We start from the raw sequence: 23,350 nt of genomic DNA on the forward strand, positions 1-23,350 counted from the left end.
CACACGTCGATGTGCGGCTGGTCCCGGCCGCGCTCACCGGCTGGGTGGTCACCGCCGCCGGGATCTGGTGGCCGCTCGGACGGGCCGTCGCGGCGTGCTGTGTCGTGCTGCTCGGCGTGGGTGCGGCGCTGGCTTGCCACGCGGCGCGCGGGCCGGCCCGGGCCCGCCGGATGCGGACGGTCGGCGCCGGCCTGGCGGCGGTCGGGGTGGTGGGCGCGGGGTTTGGGCTGGCGATCGCGCTGCGCGCCGACGCGGTCGCTCGCCACCCGATCACCGCGGCGTTCGGCACGTCCGCCCCGGTGACGGTCAGCCCCACCGAGAGCCCGTTGCCCCTGGGCCCGGGCCGGCTGATGTTTCGCGCCACCCTGCAGCGCCTGCGCGACGACAGGATGTCCGGTCGAGTGGTGGTCTTCGCCCGGGCGTCGGACTTCGGCGACCTCGCGGTGGGCCGGCCGGTGCGGTTCACCGCGCGCGTCAGCCGTCCGGGCCGGCGTGACCTGACCGTCGCTGTGCTCAACGCGTCCGGCCGCCCGACGATGGGCACCGCCGGGGCGGTGCAGCGCGCTGCCCACGCCGTGCGCGGCCGGTTCGCCGCCGCCGCCCGCGAGAGCCTGACCGCCGACAACGCCGCGATGCTGCCCGCCTTGGTTCTCGGCGATACCTCGGCCGTCACCAACGCGACCAGCCGCGATTTTCGGGCGGCCGGCATGACGCACCTGACCGCGGTGTCGGGCGCCAACGTCACGATCGTGTGCGGGGCGGTGCTGTTCTCGGCCCGGTTGATCGGGCCGCGCGCCGCCGTCGCCCTCGCCGCGGTCGCGCTGGTGGCGTTCGTCATCGTCGTGCAGCCGACGGCCAGCGTGCTACGGGCCGCCGTGATGGCCGCCATCGCGCTGACGGGAGTGCTGTCGTCGCGCCGGCGGCAGGCGATTCCGGCCCTGTCGGCCGCGGTGTTGATCCTGCTGGCCGTCGCTCCGCACCTCGCGGTCGACGTGGGCTTCGCGTTGTCCGTGCTGGCGACGGCCGCGCTGATCCTGATCGCGCCGGGGTGGTCGCGGTGCCTGGTCGGCAGGGGCTGGCCCAAGCCGCTGGCGGATGCGCTCGCCGTCGCGTGCGCCGCGCACGTGGTGACCGCCCCGCTGGTCGCCGGCATCTCGGGGCGGGTCAGCCTGGTCGCCGTGGCCGCCAACCTCGCGGTCGCGCCGGTGATCGCGCCGATTACCGTGCTCGGCAGCGCCGCCGCCCTGCTGTGCGTCGCGTGGCCCGGCGGTGCGCAGTTGCTGATCCGTTTCACCGGCCCCGAACTGTGGTGGGTCGTGAACGTGGCGAGGTGGTCGGCCGGTGTGCCCGCGGCGACGCTGCCCGTTCCGGCCGGCGCACCCGGCGTGGCGCTGGTCGCCGCGGCGACGGTCTCGATGCTTCTGCTGGGCAGGCTGCTGTGGCGGTGGCGCTGGTGTCGCCGCGCCCTCGGATGGGCCGGGGGAGCGGTCGTGGTGTGCGCGCTGGCGTGGTCGCTGTCGGGAGCGCTCGCCGCTTAGTCGGGGCCGCGTGACACCATCGTGGGGTGAGCGAGGTTGCGCACCTGCACCTGGTGTTGGGGGACGAGGAGCTGCTGGTCGAGCGGGCCGTGGCCGACGTGCTGCGGTCGGCGCGCGAGCGCGCCGGCACCGACGACGTCCCGGTGAGCCGGATGCGGGCCGGCGACGTCGGCACCTACGAACTCGCCGAGCTGCTCAGCCCGTCGCTGTTCGCCGACGAGCGCATCGTCGTGCTGGAGGCGGCCGCCGAAGCGGGCAAGGACGCGGCCGCGGTCATCGCCGCGGCGGCCGCCGACGTGCCGGCCGGCACGGTCCTGGTGGTGGTGCACTCGGGCGGGGGGCGCGCCAAGGCGCTCGCCACCGAGCTGCAGTCGCTGGGCGCCGAGGTGCATCCGTGCGCGCGGATCGCCAAGCTCAGCGAGCGCGTCGACTTCATCCGCAAGGAATTCCGCGCGCTGCGGGTCAAGGTCGACGAGGAGACCGTGACCGCGCTGCTGGACGCCGTCGGGTCCGACGTGCGCGAGCTGGCCGCCGCGTGCTCGCAGCTGGTCGCCGACACCGCCGGTCGCGTCGACGCCGCCGCGGTGCGCCGCTATCACAGCGGGAAGGCGGAGGTGAAGGGCTTCGACATCGCCGACAAGGCGGTGGCCGGCGACGTCGCGGGAGCCACCGAGGCGCTGCGGTGGGCGATGATGCGCGGCGAGCCGCTGGTGGTGCTGGCCGACGCGCTGGCCGAGGCCGTGCACAGCATCGGCCGGGTGGGGCCGCTATCCGGCGACCCGTACCGGCTGGCGTCGCAGCTGGGCATGCCACCCTGGCGTGTGCAGAAGGCGCAGAAGCAGGCCCGGCGTTGGACACGCGAAACCGTTGCGATCGCGATGAAAGTCGTGGCGGAGCTCAACGCCAACGTGAAGGGGGCCGTCGCCGACGCGGACTACGCGCTGGAATCGGCGGTCAGGCAGGTTGCCGAATTGGTGGCCGATCGGGGCCACTGACCGGGCTTTCGAAGGCTCAGATCTTGTTGAGGGCCCGCGCCAGCGCCGACTTCTTGTTCGCGGCCTGGTTCTTGTGGATCACGCCCTTGCCGGCCGCCTTGTCCAACTTGCGGTTGGTCGAGACCAGCAGCTCAGCGGCCTTTTCTTTGTCGCCGCCCTCGGCGGCTTCCCGGAACGCGCGGACGGCGGTACGCAGCGAGGACTTCACCGACTTGTTGCGCAGCCGGGCGCGCTCGTTCGTCTTGATGCGCTTCTGCTGCGACTTGATGTTGGCCACGCGTGAGTTCCTTCTTCGAATCGGTGATTGCGGTGCTTTTCGGGGGGCGCCCCACACCCAATAGCGACTGCCCAGGTTAGCAGTCGGTTACGTTTTTTCCCAAAATGGGAACCCGTGGCCTGCTATAACGCCGATGTGAGGCAGCATCTCTAAAGTGAGTCTTCCGAACCAGCTTGAGGACACCAGGCGGGGATCGCGCGGCGCCGCGGCGCGCCCGGATGCGCGCTCCGAACGCATCTTTGGCGGCTACACCACGTCGGACTCCTACGCCGACGTGTACTCCAAGGCCTTCGACGAGATGTTCGACCCCCAGGGCACCGTCCGCGGCCCTTACAAGGGGATCTACGCCGAGCTGGCGCCCTCCGACGCGTCCGAGCTGAAGGCCCGGGCCGAGGCGCTGGGCCGCGCGTTCATCGACCAGGGCATCACGTTCTCGTTGTCGGGCCAGGAGCGGCCGTTCCCGCTCGACCTGGTGCCGCGCGTGATCTCGGCCGCAGAGTGGAGCCGGCTGGAGCGCGGCATCACCCAGCGGGTCAAGGCGCTCGAGATGTACCTCGACGACATCTACGGCGACCAGGAAATCCTGAACGACGACATCATCCCGCGCCGCCTGATCACCTCCTGCGAGCACTTTCACCGGGAGGCCTTCGGCATCGTCCCGCCCAACGGCGTGCGGATCCACGTCGCCGGCATCGACCTGATCCGCGACGAGAAGGGCAACTTCCGCGTCCTGGAGGACAACCTGCGCTCGCCCTCCGGGGTGTCGTACGTGATGGAGAACCGGCGCACCATGGCGCGGGTCTTTCCCAACCTGTTCGCCACCCATCGGGTGCGTGCCGTCGACGACTACGCCTCGCACCTGCTGCGCGCGCTGCGCAATTCCGCGGCCACCAACGAGGCCGATCCGACCGTCGTCGTCCTGACCCCCGGCGTGGCGAACTCGGCCTACTTCGAGCATTCGCTGCTGGCCCGCCAGATGGGCGTCGAGCTCGTCGAGGGCCGCGACCTGTTCTGCCGCGACAACCAGGTGTACATGCGCACCACCGAGGGCGAACGCCAGGTCGACGTCATCTACCGGCGCATCGACGACACCTTCCTGGACCCGCTGCAGTTCCGCGCCGACTCGGTGCTGGGGGTGGCCGGCCTGGTCAACGCCGCCCGCGCCGGCAACGTCGTCATCTCCAGCGCGATCGGCAACGGCGTCGGCGACGACAAGCTCGTCTACACCTATGTGCCGACCATGATCGAGTACTACCTGGGCGAGAAGCCCCTGTTGGCCAACGTCGAGACGTACCGCTGCTGGCTGGACGACGAGCGCGAAGAGGTCCTGGACCGCATCGACGAATTGGTGCTCAAGCCGGTCGAGGGGTCCGGTGGCTACGGCATCGTGTTCGGTCCCGAGGCGTCCGACAAGGAGCTGGCCGCCGTCGCCAAGAAGATCCGCGACGATCCGCGCAGTTGGATCGCCCAGCCGATGATGGAGCTGTCGACCGTGCCGACGCAGATCGGCAGCGCGCTGGCGCCCCGCTACGTCGACCTGCGGCCGTTCGCGGTCAACGACGGCGACGACGTGTGGGTGCTCCCGGGCGGATTGACGCGGGTTGCCCTGGTCGAGGGCTCGCGGGTGGTCAACTCCAGCCAGGGCGGCGGCTCGAAGGACACCTGGGTGTTGGCGCCGCGCGCCGCGGCAGGCGCCAGGGAGCTGGGCGCCGCGGAGGTCGTGCGGTCATTGCCGAAGTCCATCCCGGATCCGGTGCTCGACGGGGCGCCACGGCTGTCGCAGCAGCAGGCGCAGCCCAGCGGGGCGCCGGACGAGCAGCCCCAGCAGCAGCAACAGCAGAGGATGCGCTGATGCTGGCCCGCAACGCCGAGGCGCTCTACTGGATCGGTCGCTACGTCGAGCGCGCCGACGACACCGCACGAATTTTGGACGTCGCGCTGCACCAGCTGCTCGAGGATTCCAGCGTCGACCCGGACCAGGCATCCCGGTTGCTGCTGCGGGTCCTCGGCATCGACCCGCCGGATCACGACCTGGACGTGTGGTCGTTGACCGACCTGGTGGCCTTCAGCACCAACGCGTCGGGCGGCTGTTCGATCGTCGATGCCATCACCGCGGCGCGGGAGAACGCGAAGTCGGCGCGCGAGGTGACGTCCAGCGAAATCTGGGAGTGCCTCAACACCACCTACCACGCCCTGGCCGAACGCGAGCGCGCCGCGAAACGCCTTGGGCCGCACGAATTCCTGGCGTTCATCGAGGGCCGCGCGGCGATGTTCGCCGGGCTGGCCGACTCGACGCTGTCGCGCGACGACGGGTATCGGTTCATGTTGCTGGGCCGCGCCATCGAGCGGGTCGACATGACGGTGCGGCTGCTGCTGTCGCGGGTCGGGGACAGCGCGTCGTCGCCGGCGTGGGTGACCCTGCTGCGCTCGGCCGGCGCGCACGACACCTACTTGCGGACCTACCGGGGGGTGCTGGACGCGAGCCGGGTGGTCCAATTCATGTTGCTGGACCGGCTGTTTCCGCGCTCGGTGTTCTACTCGCTGAGGCTGGCCGAACACAATCTCGAAGAGCTGCTGCATAATCCGCAGAGCCGGATCGGTTCCACCGCCGAGGCGCAGCGCCTGCTCGGGAAGGCCCGCAGCGAACTGGAATTCGTCCAACCGGGTGTGTTGCTCGAGTCGCTGGAGAGCCGCTTGGCGGGCCTGCAGCTCACCTGTCGCGATGTCGGAGAAGCGTTGTCGCTGCAGTACTTCCATGTGACCCCGTGGGTCGCGTGGTCGGACGCCGGCCAGCGCGCGCGGCTGGTCGGCAGGCAGGGCGAAAACTGATGTGGCGGCTGCGCGTGGTACACACCACCGGCTATGCCTACCAATCGCCGGTGACCGCGTCCTACAACGAGGCTCGGCTGACCCCGCGATCGGACACCAGGCAAAACGTCATCCTCAATCGCGTCGAAACCATCCCGGCGACAAGGTCGCACCGCTACATCGACTATTGGGGAACCGCCGTCACCGCGTTCGACCTGCACGCGCCGCACACCGATCTGACGGTGACGTCGTCCTCGGTCGTCGAGACGGAACGGGGGGACCCGGCGGTGGCGGAGGTCAGCTGGAACGACCTGCGCTCCGAGGCCGTGATCGATCGTTTCGACGAGCTGCTGCGGCCCACAGCGCACACCCCGATAGGCAAGCGCGTCGCGTCGGTGGCCAAGAAGATCGCCAAGTCCTGCGACCCCGCCGAGGCCGTCGTCGCCGCGGGCAAGTGGGTGCGCAGCGAGCTGGACTACCTGCCGGGGACCACCAGCGTGCACTCTTCCGGGCTGGACGCCCTGACCGAGGGCAAGGGCGTCTGCCAGGACTTTGTGCACCTGACGCTGATGTTGTTGCGCGCCATGGGAATTCCGGGGCGCTACGTGTCCGGCTATCTGCACCCCAAACGCCACGCCGTCGTGGGTGACACCGTCGACGGGCGAAGCCACGCGTGGATTCAGGCCTGGACCGGCGGCTGGTGGAACTTCGACCCCACCAACGACAGCGAGATCACCGAGCAGTACGTCAGCGTGGGCGCCGGGCGCGACTACACCGACGTCGCCCCGCTCAAGGGCATCTATTCCGGGGAAGGGGCGACCGATCTCGACGTGATCGTCGAGGTCACCCGGCTGGCCTGAAGGCCGTTAACCGTGCGGGCCCGGCTGGCCCAACAGCTTGCCGCCCTCGCCGCCGGCCCCGCCGGAACCACCGTCGACGCCGTGGCCGCCGGCGCCGCCGAAACCGATCAGTTGCGCATTGCCGCCGCGACCGCCGGCCCCACCCACCGGCGGGATCCCGGCGCCGCCGTTACCGCCGGCGCCGCCGTTGCCCAGCAGCAGCGCGCCGGACCCGCCGTCGCCGCCGGCACCACCCGGTCCAGTGCCCAGAAAGCCGGCCCCGCCGGAGCCGGCGTGGCCGCCGTTGCCAATCAGGCCGATCGCGGCGCCGCCGTTACCGCCGTGCCCACCGTTCGTGTGCACGGCGGTGCCGTCTCCGCCCGCTCCGCCGGCGCCGCCGCCGCCGTAGAGGAGTCCGCCCTGGCCGCCGGCCCCGGCGGCGCCGCCACCCGTTCCGCCGGCTCCGCCGGCACCGCCGTGGCCCCACAGCCCCGCGAAGCCGCCGTTGGCGCCGTTGCCGCCCTGCAGGAGGCCGAAGCCGCCGCCACCGCCCGCGCCCCCGTGGCCGAACAACATCCCGCCGTCCCCTCCGGCCCCGGCGCCGCCGGGCCCATAGAGGAATCCACCCGGCGCGCCGTTCCCACCGTCGCCGCCGTTGCCACCGGCATTGGCGTCCAATCCGCCGATGCCGCCGGCTCCGCCGGCGCCGATCAAAAAGGCCTGCCCGCCGAATCCGCCCCTGCCGCCCGCGCCGCCGAGGCCGCCGGTCCCGCCGGGGCCGCCGGGCCCGCCGTTGCCGAACAGCCATCCGCCGGTGCCGCCGACGCCGCCGGTGCCGCCGAATGGGATAGCAGCATTGCCGGACCCGCCCCTACCGCCGGCGCCGCCGTTGCCGATCAGCCCGGCGGGCCCGCCGTTTCCGCCGGTCGCCAGCGGGCCCGTGCTGTCGCCGCCGCGGCCGCCGTTGCCGAACAAGAGGCCACCGGGCGCGCCGGGCTGCCCGCCCCCGCCGACGGTCCCGCCATCGGCGCCGTTGCCGATCAGCGGGCGTCCCAGCAATGCCTGGGTGGGCGCGTTGATCAGGTCGAGCAGGGTTTGCTGCACATTTGCGGCCTCGGCGCTGGCGTAGGCCCCGCCGGCCGCGGCCAGGTTTTCTACAAACTGGTCGTGAAACGCCGCGAGCTGAGCGCTCACCGTCTGGTAGCTCTGCCCGTGCGATCCGAACACGGCGGCGACGGCCGCCGATACCTGGTCGGCGGCGGCCGCCTCCACGGCGGTGGTCTGGGCGGCCGCAAGCGCGTTGGCCTCCCTGATCGCCGAACCGATCCCGGCCGCATCGGCGGCGCCCGCCAGCACTGCTTGTGGCCCCGCGATTACAAACGACATCCGGCACCTCGCATCGTCGTGGGCGTACCGCCGAAGCGGATCCTATCGCCATCCGGGCCGACAGCAAACCATCCCGGGATACTCGACTGGGTTTTTCCCAGGTTGTCACCCGGTGCGGCCGCAATCGGGCAAAACGCCGGCATATCGTTCATGCCATGAACGATTCACCGGCAGCTCCAACTCGGGTTGCCCGTCGCCGCCGGCGGGGCGGGCCGCCCTTGGTGTTGCTTTCCGCCGCTTGTGTGGGATTGCTTTTCGGCGGGATTGCGATCGGCGTCGCGCTGGGCGGTGTGATGCCGTTGCCGTACGGGCCCGCGTCCGCCGTCACTGCGTACGTCCACGCCCAGCCGGTCGCCATCCACGTCATCGCCACCGCGGTGTTCGCGTCGTCGGTGCCGTTGGCGATCTACGCGGCGGCGGCCGGCGCCCGGTTGCTGCAGCTCGGCGTCACTGCCACGGGCGCCGCGATCGCCCTCGCCGGCGGCACGCTGGCCGCGGGTGCCCTGGGCCTGACCGGGTTGCTCGGGTGGACGCTGTCACGGCCGGACGTCAGCGCCGACCCCGCGCTGGTTCGCGCCGTCTACTTCCTGGTGTTTCTGGTCGGCGGCCCGGGCCACATCGTGGCGCTCGGGCTGCTGGTGGCGGGCATGGCGGTGCCCAGCCTCGTCTTGGGATTGACGCCGCGCCCGCTGGCGTGGACCGGCCTGGTGATCGCCGCCCTGGCCGAAGCGGCGACGCTGGTCTTGGTGTGGCCCCAACTCGGGGTGATGCTGCCGATCGCGCGGGTTTCGGCGCTGGCCTGGCTGGTGGTGGTCGGCGCGCTACTGCCGCGCCGTGACCTCGACCCGAAGTAGGTCGTCGCCGAGTTCGATGCGCCCGCCGAATTTGGTGGCGGCCAGCGCGCGCCACTGTTCCTCTTGCCCGGGCACCAGCGCCGGCACGTAGTGCGTCATCACCAGGGTGCCCACGCCCGCGCGGTCCGCTGTCGTCGCCGCCTCCTCAACCGAGGAGTGGTAGTCGCAGATGTCCTGAAGCCGCTGCTGCGGGATGTTGGCGACGATGTCCTTGCGGATCACGGTGTGCACCAATGCGTCTGCGCCGCTTGCCAGTTCGTCCAGGCCCGCGCACGGGACCGTGTCCCCCGCCAGCACCACCGACGTCGTGCCGGATTCGATGCGGAACCCGATGGTCGGTGCCACCGGTCGGTGGTCGGTCGGCGCGACCCGGATCGACACGCCGTCACGTTCCCACACCGGGCCTTCGGTGCATTCGTGAACCTCGACCGCCGGCGGCGCGTTCAGGTCGGCGTGATGTGCGATCCGGTAACCGATGTCGTGGCCGAACGCCTTCAGCGTCGCCTCCACCGTCTCCGCGGTGCCCGGCGGCCCGATGATCGGCAGCGGCGCGGGCTCGGGCGCGAAGGTGGAGATCCAGCGGGTGATGAGGAGGTCGCCGAGGTCGCCGATGTGGTCGCTGTGCAGGTGGGTGAGCAGCAGCGCCGACAGCCCGGCGGCGCCCACGCCGACCGCCGCCGCGCGCTGCAGCACCCCGCGTCCGCAGTCCACCAAGAACACCTGCCCGCCGGCCCGCACCAGGGTCGACGGCCCGGCCCGGTTGGGGTCGGGAATCGGGCTTCCGGTGCCCAGCAGGGTGATCTCGATCATGGGTTCATCCTTGCAAGCCCGACGCGCCCGCAGTGGGGTTTGGGCGTGGAATCCGAGGGTATGGGAGCCCGCGGTTACCGCTTTTCGTGTTGGCTTTCCCGCCGGGCGAGTTAGCCGTAGCCTGATGTGAAGCGGATCACAACCGGCTGGAGGCCTTGATGCGGATTGCGGACGTCTTGCGGAACAAGGGCGCGGCGGTGGTGACGATCCACCCCGATGCGACCGTCAAGGAGCTGGTCGCCGGCCTCGCCGAGCAAAACATCGGCGCCATGGTGGTGGTCGGCGACGAGGGCGTCGTCGGCATCGTCTCGGAGCGCGACGTCGTGCGCCAGCTGCACACCCACGGCGCGAGCGTGCTCTCGCGGCCGATCTCCAAGATCATGACCTCCACGGTTGCCACGTGCACGAAGTCCGACACCGTGGACTCCCTGAGCGTGCTGATGACGAAGAACCGGGTGCGCCACGTGCCGGTACTGGACGGCAAGAAGCTGATCGGCATCGTCAGCATCGGCGACGTGGTGAAGACGCGTATGGAGGAGCTCGAGGCCGAGCACGAGCAGCTGCAGTCCTACATCACGCAGGGCTGATTGCCCGGCTCCTCAACTGGCCGCGCCCGGCCCGCATCGTCGCCGGGCGGGGCTGATTGCCCGGCTCCTCAACTGGCCGCGCCCGGCCCGCATCGTCGCCGGGCGGGGCTGACGCGGCGTTTCGCCGAACGTGTTCTCAGGGCGCAGATCCTGCGAAATTTGCGCCGTGGTTACACGTTCGGCGCTTGTCGCGCACTAGCTCCAGGCGTAGTCCGCCCGTAGCCGGGCGGCGATGACGTCGAAGATCTCGCGATCCAGGATCGCGCCCTCGCGGCGAATGCCCTCCTCGGGCACGTCGAGCACCCGGTCCAGGCGAACCCAGCTTTCCCGGCCCTCGTAATCCCAGGCGCCGGCCCCGATCCCGACCCAGTCGCGATCGCCGGCGTGGCGCTCCTGGCTGGACACCATCAGCCCCAGCAGGACGCGACGGTCACGGCCCACGACCAGGACCGGTCGATCCTTGCCGCGGGTGGGATCGTCCTCGTAGGCCACCCAGGTCCACACGATCTCGCCGGGGTCGGCGCGGCCGTCGAGGTTCGGGGCGTAGACGAGCTTTCGCGCCCGCTGGGCGGTGGGAAAGCTGGTGCTGGTCACCGGCCGCCCCGCCGCGATCTCGGCCGGCGACGGCGGCGCGGCCGAGGCGATGACATTCGCGGTGATCTTCACGGCGCGCTCGAGTTCGCGCGCGACGACCTGGGCGGTCTGCGCGTAGACCACCACATTTCGGGCGAAGCGCTGCAACGTCTTCCACTGGGATTTGCGGGGAGACGCCATATTCGCAGCATAACCGCGGGCGGCCGGGCGCGAATGTGTCCAAGTAGGTCCCGGCGACCCCGCACAGATACCCTGGACATACCGCTCAGGCGGCCGCGAGCAGGCCCAGACCAGGAGATTCCCATCAGCAGTTTCGCCGACAAGACCTTCACCCCGCCGGCGCAGATCAGGAATTTCTGCATCATCGCTCACATCGACCACGGCAAGTCGACGCTGGCGGACCGGATGCTCCAGCTCACCGGCGTCGTCGATGAGCGGTCGATGCGCGCCCAGTACCTGGACCGGATGGACATCGAGCGCGAGCGCGGGATCACCATCAAGGCGCAGAACGTGCGGCTGCCCTGGAAGGTCGACGAGACCGATTACGTCCTGCACCTGATCGACACCCCCGGCCATGTCGACTTCACCTACGAGGTGTCGCGCGCGCTGGAGGCCTGCGAGGGCGCGGTCCTGCTGGTGGACGCCGCCCAGGGCATCGAGGCGCAGACGTTGGCCAACCTGTACCTGGCGCTGGACCGTGACCTGCACATCATCCCGGTGCTCAACAAGATCGACCTGCCGGCCGCCGACCCGGACCGTTACGCCGGCGAGATCGCCCACATCATCGGCTGCGAGCCCGAGGACGTGTTGCGGGTGTCCGGCAAGACCGGGGAGGGCGTCGCCGACCTGCTCGACCACGTGGTGCGTGAGGTCCCGCCGCCCGAGGGTGACGCCGACGCGCCCACCCGCGCGATGATCTTCGACTCCGTCTACGACATCTACCGCGGCGTGGTGACCTACGTGCGCGTGGTGGACGGCAAGATCACCCCGCGCGAGCGCATCGCGATGATGTCCACCGGCGCCACCCACGAACTGCTCGAGGTCGGCATCGTCTCGCCCGAACCCAAGCCCAGCGAGGGCCTGGGTGTGGGGGAGGTGGGCTACCTGATCACGGGGGTGAAGGACGTCCGACAGTCCAAGGTCGGCGACACCGTGACCACGGCCCGGCACGGCGCCACCGAGGCGCTCACGGGCTATCGCGAACCCAAGCCGATGGTCTACTCGGGGCTCTATCCGGTCGACGGCTCGGACTACCCGGATCTGCGCGACGCCTTGGACCGCCTGCAGCTCAACGACGCCGCCCTGACCTACGAGCCGGAGACGTCGGTGGCGCTGGGCTTCGGTTTCCGCTGCGGCTTCCTGGGTCTGCTGCACATGGAGATCACCCGCGAGCGCCTGGAGCGCGAGTTCGACCTGGACCTGATCTCGACGTCGCCGAACGTCGTCTACCGGGTCGTCAAAGAGGATGACAGCGAGGTCGTGGTGACCAACCCGTCGGACTGGCCGGAGGGAAAGATCCGCATCGTCTACGAACCCGTCGTGAAGACGACCATCATCGCGCCCAGCGAGTTCATCGGCACCATCATGGAGCTGTGCCAGTCGCGGCGCGGCGAGCTGGGCGGCATGGACTACCTGTCGCCCGAGCGGGTCGAATTGCGCTACACCATGCCGCTCGGCGAGATCATCTTCGACTTCTTCGATTCCCTGAAGTCGCGCACCCGCGGCTATGCCAGCCTGGACTACGAGGAGGCGGGCGAGCAGGAGGCCGAACTGGTCAAGGTCGACATCCTGCTGCAGGGCGAGGCCGTCGACGCGTTCAGCGCGATCGTGCACAAGGATTCGGCGTACGCCTACGGCAACAAGATGACCACCAAGCTCAAGGAGCTGATCCCGCGCCAGCAGTTCGAGGTGCCGGTGCAGGCGGCGATCGGATCGAAAATCATTGCCCGCGAGAACATTCGGGCCATCCGCAAGGACGTGCTGTCCAAGTGCTACGGCGGTGACATCACCCGCAAACGCAAACTTCTGGAAAAGCAGAAGGAAGGCAAGAAGCGGATGAAGACGATCGGCCGGGTCGAGGTGCCGCAGGAGGCGTTCGTCGCCGCGCTGTCCACCGACGCCGCCGGGGACAAGGGTAAGAAGTAGCCGTGCGAATAGTTGGGCCGGCGACGGCCTTGATATTGGTCGCCGCGTTGGCGGCGGGCTGTGGTGGCGTGGTGGACGGCACGGCGAAGCCGGCACCGAACCTGAAGCCGCGACCGCTCACCGGCGACACCGTCCGCCGAGTGCTGCTCGACGGTGATGCCCTGTCGCGGATGCTCAACCAGCCCTTCGCCACCCGCAAGCCGGTCGAGTTCGGCGGTCCCGACGTGCTGAGCCAAAAGGACGAAACCGTGTCGCCGCCCAATTGCCTGGGCGTCACGGCGATGCTGCAGAAAAGCGTGTACCAGTCCGCGGACGTCAAAGACGTTGCGTCGCAGTCGTGGTGGAACAACGGCGATCCGGCGCAGGTGATCAGCGTCATCGAGGGCGTGGTCGCCCTGTCCTCGGCCGCGCAGGCCGAGGCGCTGTTCGCGCAATTCTCGCAGCAGTGGCAGCAGTGCAACGGCGCGACGACGACCGAGCAAAACGGCCCGATCAGCACGACCAACGTCATCGGCGACGTCCGGGTGCCCGAGGGGTCCAAAACCATTGTCGCGGCGACCATTACCGCCACGTCGGTGCTGCCCAACATGCCGCCCCTGCGGCCCACCCCACAGGCGAGGGCGATCGGGGTCAAGATGAACTGCCTCGTCGAGGTGGAGGTTGTCTTCTTCGGCGAGCGCCGCCCGTCCGACCCGGGATCGGGCAACCTGGACACCAGCGGCATCGACGTGGCGCGCGCCATGATGGACAAGGTCAGCGCCCTGAGCTGAGGCGCCCCGTCGCCGCACCCTGAGCCAACGCTGGCGGTTTTCTATGTCTTTGGTGTGTCTTACGGCGGGCGCGGCTGGCTCAAAAGTAAACTTCCGGTGAACGCAAAGGAGCCGGAAGATGAATGGCGCGGGTGTGACGGGTGAAGACCGGGCGCGATGTCGCGCGCGTGGGGGACGCCGCTGGCGCGTGGTGGCCGCGCTGCTGCTCGCGATGGCGACCGCCGGCTGCGCCACGGTTGTCGACGGCACGGCGCGGCCGGCGCCGGGCATCGCACCGCGATCGCTGCACGGACAAACCATCAAGCAGGTACTACTGGGTCACCGGGCGTTGTCGGGAATTCTCAACCAGTCCTTCAAGATTGATCCGCGCTTTCGGCCGCGGTTCGGTGGGCCCGACGCGCTGCTCGACGACGGGTGGCTCTCGCCCGGTGACTGCCTGGGCGTCGCGTCGATGCTGCAGCGCGTCGTCTATCAGTCCAGCCAGGTGCGCCACGTCGCCGTGCAAACGTGGCGGCACGCCCCGAAGTCGGTGGAGCTGACCAGCGTGAAGGAGGGTGTGGTCAGCTTGCCCAGCCCCGCCGAGGCCCAGGCGCTGTTCGAGAAATTCGCCCAGCAGTGGCAGCAATGCGACGGCACGACGATGCCCTTGTCGGGCACGGTGTTCAGGCTCAAGGCCGCCGTCGCCAACGTCGAGGTTGCGAATTCGGTTGCCTCGGCGACCATTTCGATGGGGTTCGCGTCGCGTAGCTTGGATTCGGCGTCCCTGTCATCGGGGCGTGCCCTCGGCGTCCGCGGCAATTGCCTGGTCGAGGTCGAGGTCGCCTTCTTCGGTGACACCCAGCCGTCGGACCGCGACGCCGATCCCCAGGCCAGCGCCGTCGACGTCGCGCAGGCCATCTTGGACAAGGTCGGCGCCCTCGCTTAAGGGGCGGGCGCTGACACGCTCCTACACCGGCGCGTTGGCCGGCTGGAACGTCCCCGAACCGTCGGCCTCCTCCTCGGCCCGGATGACGTGGACCACGGCATTGATCAGGGCCAGGTGGGTGAACGCCTGCGGGAAGTTGCCCAGGTGCCGTCCGGTGCGCGGCTCGATCTCCTCGGCGTAGAGGTGCAGCGGGCTGGCGTAGGCCAGCAGCCGCTCGCACAGCCGTTTGGCCCGGCTCACCTCGCCGATCTCGACCAGCGCCGACACCAGCCAGAACGAGCAGATCGTGAACGTGCCCTCCTCGCCGGACAGCCCGTCGTCGGTCTCCTCGACCCGGTAGCGCAGCACCAGGCCTTCCTCGGTGAGCTCGTTGGCGATCGCCAGCACGGTGTTGCGCACCCGCGGGTCGTCCGGCGGCAAGAACCGGGTCAGCACCACCAGCAGCAGCGAGGCGTCCAGCGCGTCGCTGCCGTAGCGCTGGGTGAACACGCCGCGGGAGTCCACCCCGTGCTCGAGGATGTCGTTCTTGATCTCCTCGGCGATGGCCCGCCACTGCTGGGCATAGCTCTTCTCGCCCTGCCGCTCGGCGAGCTTGGACCCGCGGTCGAGCGCCACCCAGCACATCACCTTCGACGACGTGAAATGCTGCGGCTCCCCGCGCACCTCCCAGATGCCGCGGTCGGGCTCGCGCCAGTGCTTGATGGCTTCTTCCACCTGCTTCTTGAGCACCGGCCACAGGGTCTCCGGGATTTGCTCCCGCGACTTGGCGTGCAGGTAGAACGAGTCCAGGATCGAGCCCCAGATGTCGTGCTGAACCTGGTCGTAGGCGCCGTTGCCGATCCGCACCGGCCGGGCGTGGTCGTACCCGGAGAGATGGTGCAGCTCCTCTTCGACCAGGCTGCGCTCGCCGCCGACGCCGTACATCACCTGCAGCGGGTGCCGTTCGTTGCTGTTGGCGCCGGACACGTCGGCGATGAAGGCGAAGAAGTCGTCGGCCTCGCGGTCGAGTCCCAGTGTGTAGAGGCCCCACAGCGCGAACGTCGAGTCGCGGACCCAGGCGTAGCGGTAGTCCCAGTTGCGTTCGCCGTGCGGCGTCTCGGGGAGCGACGTGGTGCTGGCGGCCAGCAGCGCGCCCGTCGGCGAATACGTCAGGCCCTTCAGCGTCAGCGCGCTGCGCTGCAGGTAGGCGCGCCACGGGTGGTCGGGGAAGTTGCCGATGTTGATCCACTGCCGCCAGCACTCGGTGGTCTGCCACATCTTGTCGGCGGCCTCTTCGTAGGTCTGCGGCGCCGGGTGCTTGGTCCAGCTGAGGGCGACGAACACGTCGTCGCCCTCCTTCATCCGGGTGCGCGCCCGCGCTTCCCGGCCCTCCAGCCCGATGCGCAGGTTGGTGGTCAGCCGCAGCGTCGGGTGCGCGTCGGGCTGTTTGCTGGCGCGCGCGATGGCCTCGCCGTAGGCGTTGGCGGAGTACTCCCAGGTGACGCCGACGCGGTGGTAGTCGAACGCCGGCTCGCAGCTCATCATCAGCTCGACCGTGCCGCTGACGCAGCGCACCGTGCGCAGCAGGATGTGCTCGGCGTCCCAGTCCATCGGGGTGCGGCGATGCGTCCGGGAGCGGCGCTCGATGTCGTGCCACGGGCCCATCACCAGCGCGTCACGCACGATCAGCCACCCGGTGTGGGTCTGCCAGGTGGTCTCCATGATGAGGCTGCCCGGAAGGTAGCGGCGCGCCGAGGGCACCGAGACGCCGTACGGGCCGAGCCGGAAGTGGCCGGCGCTGCGGTCCAGGATCGCGCCGAACACGCTGGGGGAGTCGGGTCGGGGCACGCACAGCCATTCGACCGACCCGGCGGGCGAGATCAGGCACGTCGTCTCCCAGTCGGACAGGAATGCGTAGTCGGCGATCGGCGGAAACGGGTTGCGCAGCGACGCGCTGGGCGCGAGCGGCGCGGGCGCGCTGAAGTCGATCGGCGATGCCAGCGCCGTTTCGGGAGGCGCTTGGAACGCTTCCAGGGGTGCCTCCGCGGGAGCGCCGTCGGCCGGCTGGTCGGCGGGTTGGGCGTGCAGGACCATGCCGACATCATCGACTGTCAACCTGCCCGGCGTCCAATGTTTCCATTAGGTGTCGGTTGGGTTCGGGTGCCGCGGCGAATAGGCTGAGCCCGGTGACAGGGTTTCTGAATTGGTGGGACGGCAACGAGCTGTGGCTCTCGGGCCTCGCGTTCGTGCTGCAAGCCATGATCGTGATGCCCGTTGTTTTGGCGGTGGCCTACGCTACGGCGGGCCTGCTGGATCGCCTGCTCGGAAGGGGCATCCGGTTGATGCGCCGTGTTCGGCACGCCGATGGGGCGCCCGGGTAACGCGCATGCCTCGGTCGCACGTGACGTTGATTCTGGTCACGCTCGTGGTGCTGGTGATCGTCACATGGCTAGCGACGCACTGACGCTCATTGGGTGCGCGGTGGCGGCCCCGCGAATTCCTGTTAGGCTTCGCGACATGCACACGGCAACCGGCGTTATGGAATGCGCTGTCCTTGTGCACTGTTGTCGCTGACTCCCATACCCGTGCGCGGTTTGGTCAGGAGTCGTCGACTCGCCTGAAGTCTTATCGCCTTTCCGCTGCAACGGGATCCAGACCATCCCGCTCGAAACAGCAAATGAAAGGCCACCAATGCCCACCGACATCGGCAGTGCAAGACGCTGGCGGACTGCTGGAGGCATCGCCATACTCGCGCTGATCGTCGGCGTCGTCGCCGCGTGTCAGGGCGGCCCTAGCGACGTGGTGGGCGGGAGCGGTCCCAGCAACGCGCGCACGAGTCTCACCCTGGTCGCCTATTCCGCCCCGGAACCCGGCTGGAGCAAGGTGATCCCCGCCTTCAACGCCTCCGACGAGGGCAAGGGCATCCAGGTGATCACCTCCTACGGCGCCTCCGGCGACCAGTCCCGCGGCGTCGCCGAGGGTAAGCCGGCCGATCTCGTCAACTTCTCGGTCGAACCCGACGTCACCCGGTTGGTCAAGGCGGGCAAGGTCTCCAAGGACTGGAACACCGACGCCACCAAGGGAATCCCGTTCGGGTCGGTCGTCACGTTGGTGGTGCGCAAGGGAAATCCGAAGAACATCAAGGACTGGGATGACCTGCTGCGGACCGGCATTGAGGTCATCACGCCCAGCCCGCTGAGTTCGGGATCGGCCAAGTGGAATCTGCTTGCCCCGTATGCCGTCAAGAGCGAAGGCGGCGCCAACGGTCAGGCCGGCATCGACTTCATCCACAAATTGGTGAGCGAACACGTCAAGCTGCGCCCCGGCTCGGGACGGGAGGCCACCGACGTCTTCGTCCAGGGCAGCGGTGACGTCTTGATCAGCTACGAGAACGAGGCCATCGCGACCGAACGCGCGGGCAAGCCGGTCGAGCACGTCAACCCGCCGCAGACGTTCAAGATCGAGAACCCGTTGGCGGTGGTGACCACCAGCCCGCACCTGGATGCCGCCGTGGCTTTCAAGAACTTTCAGTACACCGCTGCGGCGCAGAAGGTGTGGGCGCAGGCCGGCTTCCGGCCGGTCGACCCCGCCGTCGCCGCGGATTTCCGCAACCAGTTCCCCGTGCCGGCGAAGCTGTGGACGATCGCCCAACTCGGCGGCTGGGGCACGGTGGACCCGCAGCTGTTCGACAAGAACACGGGCAGCATCACCAAGATCTACACGAAGGCGACGGGATGACGGCCATCGTCACGCCCGTCCCGCACGAGGTCCGAGCCACCCGGCGCCCTCGCGGATCGGGCACCACGTCGTTACGGGTCGGCGTCGCGACGCTGTGGCTGTCGGTGATCGTGCTGCTGCCGCTGGCCGCCATCGCGTGGCAGGCCGCCGGCGGCGGCTGGCACGCCTTCTGGCTCGCCGTCACGTCGAACGCCGCGCTGGAGTCGTTCCGCGTGACGCTCACCATCTCCGCCGGGGTGACGGCGGTCAACCTGGTGTTCGGGCTGGTGATCGCCTGGATGCTGGTGCGCGACGACTTCTTCGGCAAACGACTGGTCGACGCCATCATCGACCTGCCGTTCGCGCTGCCGACCATCGTCGCCAGCCTGGTGATGCTGGCTCTGTACGGGAACAACAGCCCGGTGGGGCTGCACCTGCAGCACACCGCTTGGGGTGTGGCGGTGGCGCTGGCCTTCGTCACCCTGCCGTTCGTGGTGCGGGCCGTTCAGCCGGTGCTGCTGGAGATCGACCGGGAGGCCGAGGAGGCGGCGGCCTCGCTGGGCGCGAATGGCCCGAAGATCTTCACCTCGGTCGTGTTGCCGTCGCTGACCCCGGCCCTGTTATCCGGTGCGGGCCTGGCGTTCTCGCGAGCGATCGGCGAATTCGGGTCGGTGGTGTTGATCGGCGGCGCGGTGCCGGGCAAGACCGAAGTGTCCTCCCAGTGGATTCGGACGCTGATCGAGAACGACGACCGCACCGGAGCCGCCGCGATATCCATCGTGCTGCTTGCGATTTCGTTTACCGTGCTGTTCATCCTGCGCATCGTGGGCGGGCGCGCGGCCAAACGCGAGGAGTTGGCGAGATGACCGCGTCCTCGACGAGGTCTCGCTACCTCATCCGATTCGTCGGGCTGGCATACATCTTCGTGTTGCTCGTCGTTCCGGTATCGCTGATCCTGTGGCGGACCTTCCGCCCCGGGATCGGCCAGTTCTTCGACTGGGTGAGCACACCAGCCGCGGTATCGGCGCTGAATTTGACGCTGCTGGTGGTGGCGATCGTGGTGCCGCTCAACGTCGTCTTCGGCATTCCGACCGCGTTGGTGCTGGCGCGCAACCGGTTTCGGGGGAAGGGCGTGCTGCAGGCGGTCATCGACCTGCCGTTCGCGGTCTCGCCCGTCATCGTGGGCGTGGCCTTGATCCTGCTGTGGGGCGCGGGCGGCGCCTTCGGGTTCGTCGAAAACAACCTCGGCCTGAAGATCATTTTCGGGCTGCCGGGGATCGTCCTGGCCAGTATCTTCGTCACGCTGCCGTTCGTGGTGCGCGAAGTGGAGCCGTTGCTGCACGAGTTGGGCACCGATCAGGAGGAGGCGGCCGCCACCCTGGGTTCGAGTTGGTGGCAGACGTTTTGGCGGATCACGTTGCCGTCCATCCGGTGGGGTTTGACCTACGGCGTCGTGCTGACCGTCGCGCGCACGCTCGGCGAGTTCGGCGCGGTGATCATCGTGTCGTCCAACCTGCCGGGCAAGTCGCAAACGCTGACATTGCTTGTGGCGGACCGGTACAACCGCGGGGCCGAGTACGGCGCCTACGCGCTCTCGACGCTGCTGATGGGTGTGGCCGTGCTGGTGCTGATCTTCCAGCTGGTTCTCGACGTTCGCCGGGCACGAGCGACCAAATAAGCCGGACAAGGAGACTGGCAGATGACCGACAATCCGACCGAGCCCCGCGACCACGCGATCACGGTGCGTGACGCCTACAAGCGCTATGGGGATTTCGTGGCGTTGGATCACGTGGACTTCGTGGTGCCGAAGGGGTCGTTGACGGCCTTGTTGGGTCCCAGTGGCTCGGGCAAGTCGACGCTGTTGCGGGCCATTGCGGGGCTGGATCAGCCCGACAGTGGGACGGTGACGATCGATGGCCGGGATGTCACGCGGGTGCCGCCGCAGCGGCGCGGCATCGGGTTTGTGTTTCAGCATTATGCGGCGTTCAAGCACATGACGGTGCGCGACAACGTGGCCTATGGGCTCAAGATCCGCAAGCGGCCCAAGGCCGAGATCAAAGAGAAGGTCGACAACCTCCTGGAGGTGGTGGGGCTGAGCGGTTTTCAGACCCGCTATCCCAATCAGCTGTCCGGGGGTCAGCGCCAGCGCATGGCGTTGGCCCGCGCGCTGGCGGTGGATCCGCAGGTGTTGTTGCTCGACGAGCCGTTCGGGGCGCTGGACGCCAAGGTGCGTGAGGACTTGCGGGCGTGGTTGCGCCGCCTGCATGACGAGGTGCACGTCACGACGGTGCTGGTCACCCACGATCAGCAGGAGGCGCTGGATGTGGCCGATCGGATCGCGGTGCTCAACAAGGGCCGCATCGAGCAGGTCGGCTCGCCCACCGACGTCTATGACTCCCCGGCGAGTTCGTTCGTCATGTCCTTCCTGGGCGCGGTGTCCGAGCTGAACGGCGCGCTGGTGCGCCCGCACGACATCCGGGTGGGCCGCAAGCCCGACATGGCGGTGGCCACCGCCGACGCCACGGCCGAATCCATCGGGGTGGTGCGCGCGACCGTCGACCGCGTGGTGGCGCTGGGCTTCGAGGTGCGCGTGGAACTGACCAGCGCGGCGACCGGGGGCCCCTTCACCGCGCAGATCACCCGCGGTGACGCCGAGGCCCTGGCGCTGCGCGACGGCGACACCGTCTACGTCCGCGCCACCCGCGTGCCACCCCTCCCGAGCGACGTCGTGGTTCCCCGTGGCGGTGTCGGCGACGCGGACGAGGACCAGAGCACGCTGACGTCGGCCTGAGTCACGGCGAGCCGGCGTTATCCGTTGTCGCCCATGACCGCACCCTCGCGGCGCGGGTCGGCGCCCCCGGTCCATTGCCCGGTGCTGCGGGTGATCGCCGAAAGCCCGCTGGACTGGTCGGCCAGGTTGACCTGATGTCCCAGCGCGCGCAAACCTGCCACCAGCGGGTCGTGGTCGCCGTTGTCGGAGGAGTTGATTTCGGGATCCTCGCCGCCGACGTTGGTCTGCGGTGAGTTCTGCGCACCGAAGTCGACCAGCGACACCGCCTGCTGCGGGTTTAGGCCCCAATCAAGCATCGCCACAAGCGTTTTCACGACGAACTGGATGATCATCGAACCGCCCGGCGACCCCACCACCGCGTACAGCGCGCCGCGCCCCGCCGGCGCGGCATCGAACACCAGCGTCGGCGCCATCGAGCTTCGCGGCCGCTTGCCGGGCTGCACGCGGTTGGCCACCGGCGAACCGTCGGCCGCGCGGGGGTCGGCGGCGAAATCGGTGAGCTGGTTGTTCAGGATGAACCCGCCGACCATGTGGAACGAACCGAACGCCGACTCGACGGTCGTCGTGAACGCGGCCGCGTTGCCGTAGGAGTCGATGACGCTGACGTGGCTGGTGCCGTGCTCCGTCCCCGGCGGTGCGGCGCCGGTGGGCCGGCCGAAATCGCCGGGCCGGGCGCTCCCCATGCTGCGCTGCGGTGAAATCAGCACGGCGCGTCCGGCCAGATAGCCGGGGTCGATCAGCGTGCTGAGCGCGCCGCCGGGCATCCCGACGAAATCGGGATCCGCGACGTATTCGTCACGGTCGGCGTAGGCCAGTCGCTCGGCTTCGGAGACCAGGTGGACACCCATCACGCTGGGACGACCGCCGTTGAGGTCGACGTTGGCGGGCGGGTAGTCGCCCATCGGGAAATGCTCGAGGATTCCCAGCGTGGCGGCCACCGCGACGCCGCCCGACGACGGCGCGGGCATGCCGCAGATCTGCCGGCCGCGATACGTCATGCACAGCGGGTCGCGCCTCTTGGCGACGTAGCCCGCCAGGTCCTCGTCGGTCAGCAGGCTCGGCGTGCGACCCGCCAAGGTGTCGCGCGCCGCCGCGACGATGTCGTGGGCGATGTCGCCGGTATAGAAGGCGTTGGCGCCCGCGGAGGCGATGGCGGACGAGGTTTTTGCGTATGCCGGGTTCGTCAGCCGCGTGCCCGCCGCCTTCGGGCTGCCGTCCGGGTTGAGGAAGTATCCGCGCGCCTGCGGGTCGACGCGCAGCGCTGCCGCCGAGTCCGAGATGGCGGCGGCCATCCGGGGGCTGACGTCGAATCCGTTGTCCGCCAATGCCGCCGCGGGGGCGAAGAGATCACGCCAGGGTAGGTGGCCGTGGTCGTTGTGCACGAGCTCGAGCATCCGCGGAATGCCCGGAACCCCGATCGAGCGCCCGGAGGCCCGCGCGTCGGGGATGGGCGCCGCGTGATCGGCGTCGCTGACCCAGCGCAGGTAGTTCTCGCCCGCCGCCGCGGGCGCGACCTCGCGGCCGTCGTAGGCCTGGACGGAACCGGTGCGGGCGTCGTAATACAGCGCGAACCCGCCGCCGCCGAGCCCCGACGACTGCGGTTCGACCAAACCCAGGACCGCCTGGGCGGCCACCATCGCGTCGGCGGCCGGGCCGCCGTCGCGCAGCACCCGGCATGCCGCCTGGGTGGACAGCGGGTTCGCGGTGGCCACGGCGTAGTGAGCCGTCCGCACGACGGTCATGTCGCTGCGGTAGCCGGTCGCGTTCTCGGGGTTCACCGCGGTGCCCGCCGAAGCCGAAGGCGCCGAAGGCTTTTGCGGAACCGGGGTGCCGTTGGGCACGATCTCGCACGGACCCGGCGCGGTGGGCGTGGCCGCGTGCCTGCCGCCGCCACACCCGGCCAGCCCCAGCACCAGCACGGCCAGCAGGGCTGCGATCGAGCGGGTGTTCAAGGCACGAAGCATACGGGAACCGGGCGGGCGGCTTAAGCCCATTTTCCGGGACTCCGGCCTGCCAGCAAAATCCGTTTGGCTGTGCGGCCCGGCCGCCGGGTGTAGCGTCATCGATGTCCGTCCGATTCGGCGGGACGTGGGCGTCCGGGATCGAGTGAATGGGTCTGTCCAGGCCGTTCGGGGCCGGGGCTCGCAATGCGAGGAGGTCGTCGTGGTCCCTGACGACACGCACCGCAGGTTGCTGGAGCGCGAAAAGCATGAGCGGATGGAGCAAATCGAAGCGATACTCCGCCGGCTTAACCCAGAGCTGACCGACGACCAACTTGAAGACCTGATGAGGCAGCTTCGCGAGCGGTCCGGTTTGGCCGACGTTTAGGTTCCCT

21 protein-coding genes and 1 pseudogene are annotated in these 23,350 nt (G+C 69.5%); 16 read left to right on the forward strand and 6 right to left on the reverse strand.

What is annotated here, in order from left to right; translation table 11 throughout:
- The first annotated feature begins 11 nt into the window (after positions 1-11).
- Both A9X00_RS09730 and holA read left to right on the forward strand, forming a co-directional pair.
- The gene (locus tag A9X00_RS09730) at positions 12-1,538 is read left to right on the forward strand and encodes a ComEC/Rec2 family competence protein (protein WP_067152444.1); all 1,527 of its coding nucleotides are present in this window, start codon (positions 12-14) and stop codon (positions 1,536-1,538) included.
- Positions 1,539-1,582: 44 nt separating this feature from the next.
- The gene (gene holA, locus A9X00_RS09735; RefSeq protein WP_156772021.1) at positions 1,583-2,533 is read left to right on the forward strand and encodes a DNA polymerase III subunit delta; all 951 of its coding nucleotides are present in this window, start codon (positions 1,583-1,585) and stop codon (positions 2,531-2,533) included.
- 16 nt (positions 2,534-2,549) lie between these two features.
- On the opposite strand, the gene rpsT is transcribed toward holA, so the two are convergent.
- Entirely contained in the window at positions 2,550-2,810 is a 261-nt protein-coding gene (gene rpsT, locus A9X00_RS09740; RefSeq protein WP_067152355.1) for a 30S ribosomal protein S20, read from the reverse strand.
- Between the two features lie 145 nt (positions 2,811-2,955).
- Here rpsT and A9X00_RS09745 point away from each other — a divergent pair, with 145 nt between their 5' ends.
- The 3 genes from A9X00_RS09745 to A9X00_RS09755 are packed head-to-tail and all read left to right on the forward strand — an operon-like array spanning position 2,956 to position 6,478.
- Positions 2,956-4,662, forward strand: coding sequence for a circularly permuted type 2 ATP-grasp protein (locus tag A9X00_RS09745; RefSeq protein ID WP_082974959.1), 1,707 nt, complete (start codon positions 2,956-2,958; stop codon positions 4,660-4,662).
- Entirely contained in the window at positions 4,662-5,639 is a 978-nt protein-coding gene (locus tag A9X00_RS09750; protein WP_067152359.1) for an alpha-E domain-containing protein, read from the forward strand. The genes A9X00_RS09745 and A9X00_RS09750 overlap by 1 nt, the downstream gene beginning before the upstream one ends.
- The gene (locus A9X00_RS09755) at positions 5,639-6,478 is read left to right on the forward strand and encodes a transglutaminase family protein (RefSeq protein ID WP_067152361.1); all 840 of its coding nucleotides are present in this window, start codon (positions 5,639-5,641) and stop codon (positions 6,476-6,478) included. The genes A9X00_RS09750 and A9X00_RS09755 overlap by 1 nt, the downstream gene beginning before the upstream one ends.
- A 6-nt stretch (positions 6,479-6,484) precedes the next feature.
- Here the strand turns inward: A9X00_RS09755 and A9X00_RS09760 are convergent, their stop codons facing one another.
- Positions 6,485-7,843: a PE family protein gene (locus A9X00_RS09760; RefSeq protein ID WP_067152363.1), complete on the reverse strand. Its 1,359-nt coding sequence runs from the start codon at positions 7,841-7,843 to the stop codon at positions 6,485-6,487.
- A gap of 155 nt (positions 7,844-7,998) precedes the next feature.
- Between A9X00_RS09760 and A9X00_RS09765 the strand changes: the two genes are divergently transcribed.
- The gene (locus A9X00_RS09765) at positions 7,999-8,697 is read left to right on the forward strand and encodes a hypothetical protein (RefSeq protein ID WP_082974960.1); all 699 of its coding nucleotides are present in this window, start codon (positions 7,999-8,001) and stop codon (positions 8,695-8,697) included.
- Here the strand turns inward: A9X00_RS09765 and A9X00_RS09770 are convergent.
- Positions 8,665-9,507 (reverse strand): ribonuclease Z, encoded by an 843-nt coding sequence (locus A9X00_RS09770; protein ID WP_067152365.1) that lies wholly within the window; start codon positions 9,505-9,507, stop codon positions 8,665-8,667. The two genes, A9X00_RS09765 and A9X00_RS09770, sit on opposite strands and share 33 nt — an antisense overlap.
- A 158-nt stretch (positions 9,508-9,665) precedes the next feature.
- Here A9X00_RS09770 and A9X00_RS09775 point away from each other — a divergent pair, with 158 nt between their 5' ends.
- Positions 9,666-10,094, forward strand: a complete 429-nt coding sequence (locus A9X00_RS09775; protein WP_067152367.1) for a CBS domain-containing protein — start codon at positions 9,666-9,668, stop codon at positions 10,092-10,094.
- A gap of 195 nt (positions 10,095-10,289) precedes the next feature.
- Here the strand turns inward: A9X00_RS09775 and A9X00_RS09780 are convergent, their stop codons facing one another.
- Positions 10,290-10,868, reverse strand: a complete 579-nt coding sequence (locus A9X00_RS09780; RefSeq protein ID WP_067152369.1) for a type II toxin-antitoxin system PemK/MazF family toxin — start codon at positions 10,866-10,868, stop codon at positions 10,290-10,292.
- Here A9X00_RS09780 and lepA point away from each other — a divergent pair.
- From lepA to A9X00_RS09795, 3 genes and pseudogenes are all read left to right on the forward strand, one after another.
- A pseudogene (gene lepA, locus A9X00_RS09785) lies at positions 10,850-12,833 on the forward strand (translation elongation factor 4). The gene A9X00_RS09780 and the pseudogene lepA sit on opposite strands and share 19 nt — an antisense overlap.
- 2 nt (positions 12,834-12,835) lie before the next feature.
- Positions 12,836-13,603, forward strand: coding sequence for a sensor domain-containing protein (locus tag A9X00_RS09790; protein WP_067152373.1), 768 nt, complete (start codon positions 12,836-12,838; stop codon positions 13,601-13,603).
- 118 nt (positions 13,604-13,721) lie between these two features.
- On the forward strand, positions 13,722-14,528 hold the full coding sequence (locus tag A9X00_RS09795) for a sensor domain-containing protein (RefSeq protein WP_197515114.1): 807 nt from the start codon (positions 13,722-13,724) through the stop codon (positions 14,526-14,528).
- 21 nt (positions 14,529-14,549) lie between these two features.
- Here A9X00_RS09795 and A9X00_RS09800 read toward each other — a convergent pair whose 3' ends face one another.
- Complete coding sequence (locus A9X00_RS09800) at positions 14,550-16,601, reverse strand: glycoside hydrolase family 15 protein (RefSeq protein ID WP_067152375.1); 2,052 nt, start codon at positions 16,599-16,601, stop codon at positions 14,550-14,552.
- A gap of 83 nt (positions 16,602-16,684) precedes the next feature.
- Between A9X00_RS09800 and A9X00_RS09805 the strand changes: the two genes are divergently transcribed.
- The 5 genes from A9X00_RS09805 to A9X00_RS09825 all read left to right on the forward strand — a co-directional run bounded on the left by A9X00_RS09805 (position 16,685) and on the right by A9X00_RS09825 (position 21,015).
- Positions 16,685-16,888 carry a hypothetical protein gene (locus A9X00_RS09805; protein WP_067152449.1) on the forward strand — a complete coding sequence of 68 codons (204 nt, stop codon included), beginning with the start codon at positions 16,685-16,687 and terminating at the stop codon, positions 16,886-16,888.
- Positions 16,889-17,198: 310 nt separating this feature from the next.
- Entirely contained in the window at positions 17,199-18,245 is a 1,047-nt protein-coding gene (locus A9X00_RS09810; protein WP_067152377.1) for a sulfate ABC transporter substrate-binding protein, read from the forward strand.
- Positions 18,242-19,090, forward strand: a complete 849-nt coding sequence (cysT, locus tag A9X00_RS09815) for a sulfate ABC transporter permease subunit CysT (RefSeq protein ID WP_067152379.1) — start codon at positions 18,242-18,244, stop codon at positions 19,088-19,090. Before A9X00_RS09810 ends, cysT begins: the two co-directional genes overlap by 4 nt.
- Positions 19,087-19,902 (forward strand): sulfate ABC transporter permease subunit CysW, encoded by an 816-nt coding sequence (gene cysW, locus A9X00_RS09820; RefSeq protein WP_067152381.1) that lies wholly within the window; start codon positions 19,087-19,089, stop codon positions 19,900-19,902. Before cysT ends, cysW begins: the two co-directional genes overlap by 4 nt.
- Positions 19,903-19,923: 21 nt before the next feature.
- Entirely contained in the window at positions 19,924-21,015 is a 1,092-nt protein-coding gene (locus tag A9X00_RS09825; RefSeq protein WP_067152383.1) for a sulfate/molybdate ABC transporter ATP-binding protein, read from the forward strand.
- Between the two features lie 17 nt (positions 21,016-21,032).
- Here the strand turns inward: A9X00_RS09825 and A9X00_RS09830 are convergent, their stop codons facing one another.
- Positions 21,033-22,979, reverse strand: a complete 1,947-nt coding sequence (locus tag A9X00_RS09830) for a gamma-glutamyltransferase family protein (RefSeq protein WP_067152385.1) — start codon at positions 22,977-22,979, stop codon at positions 21,033-21,035.
- A gap of 199 nt (positions 22,980-23,178) precedes the next feature.
- On the opposite strand from A9X00_RS09830, the gene A9X00_RS09835 reads away from it, so the two are divergent.
- Positions 23,179-23,343: a hypothetical protein gene (locus A9X00_RS09835; protein WP_156772017.1), complete on the forward strand. Its 165-nt coding sequence runs from the start codon at positions 23,179-23,181 to the stop codon at positions 23,341-23,343.
- The last annotated feature ends 7 nt before the right edge of the window (positions 23,344-23,350 follow it).

Origin of the sequence: Mycobacterium sp. 1245805.9, assembly GCF_001672915.1 — a bacterium.
In the GTDB taxonomy this organism is placed as follows: Bacteria; Actinomycetota; Actinomycetes; order Mycobacteriales; family Mycobacteriaceae; genus Mycobacterium.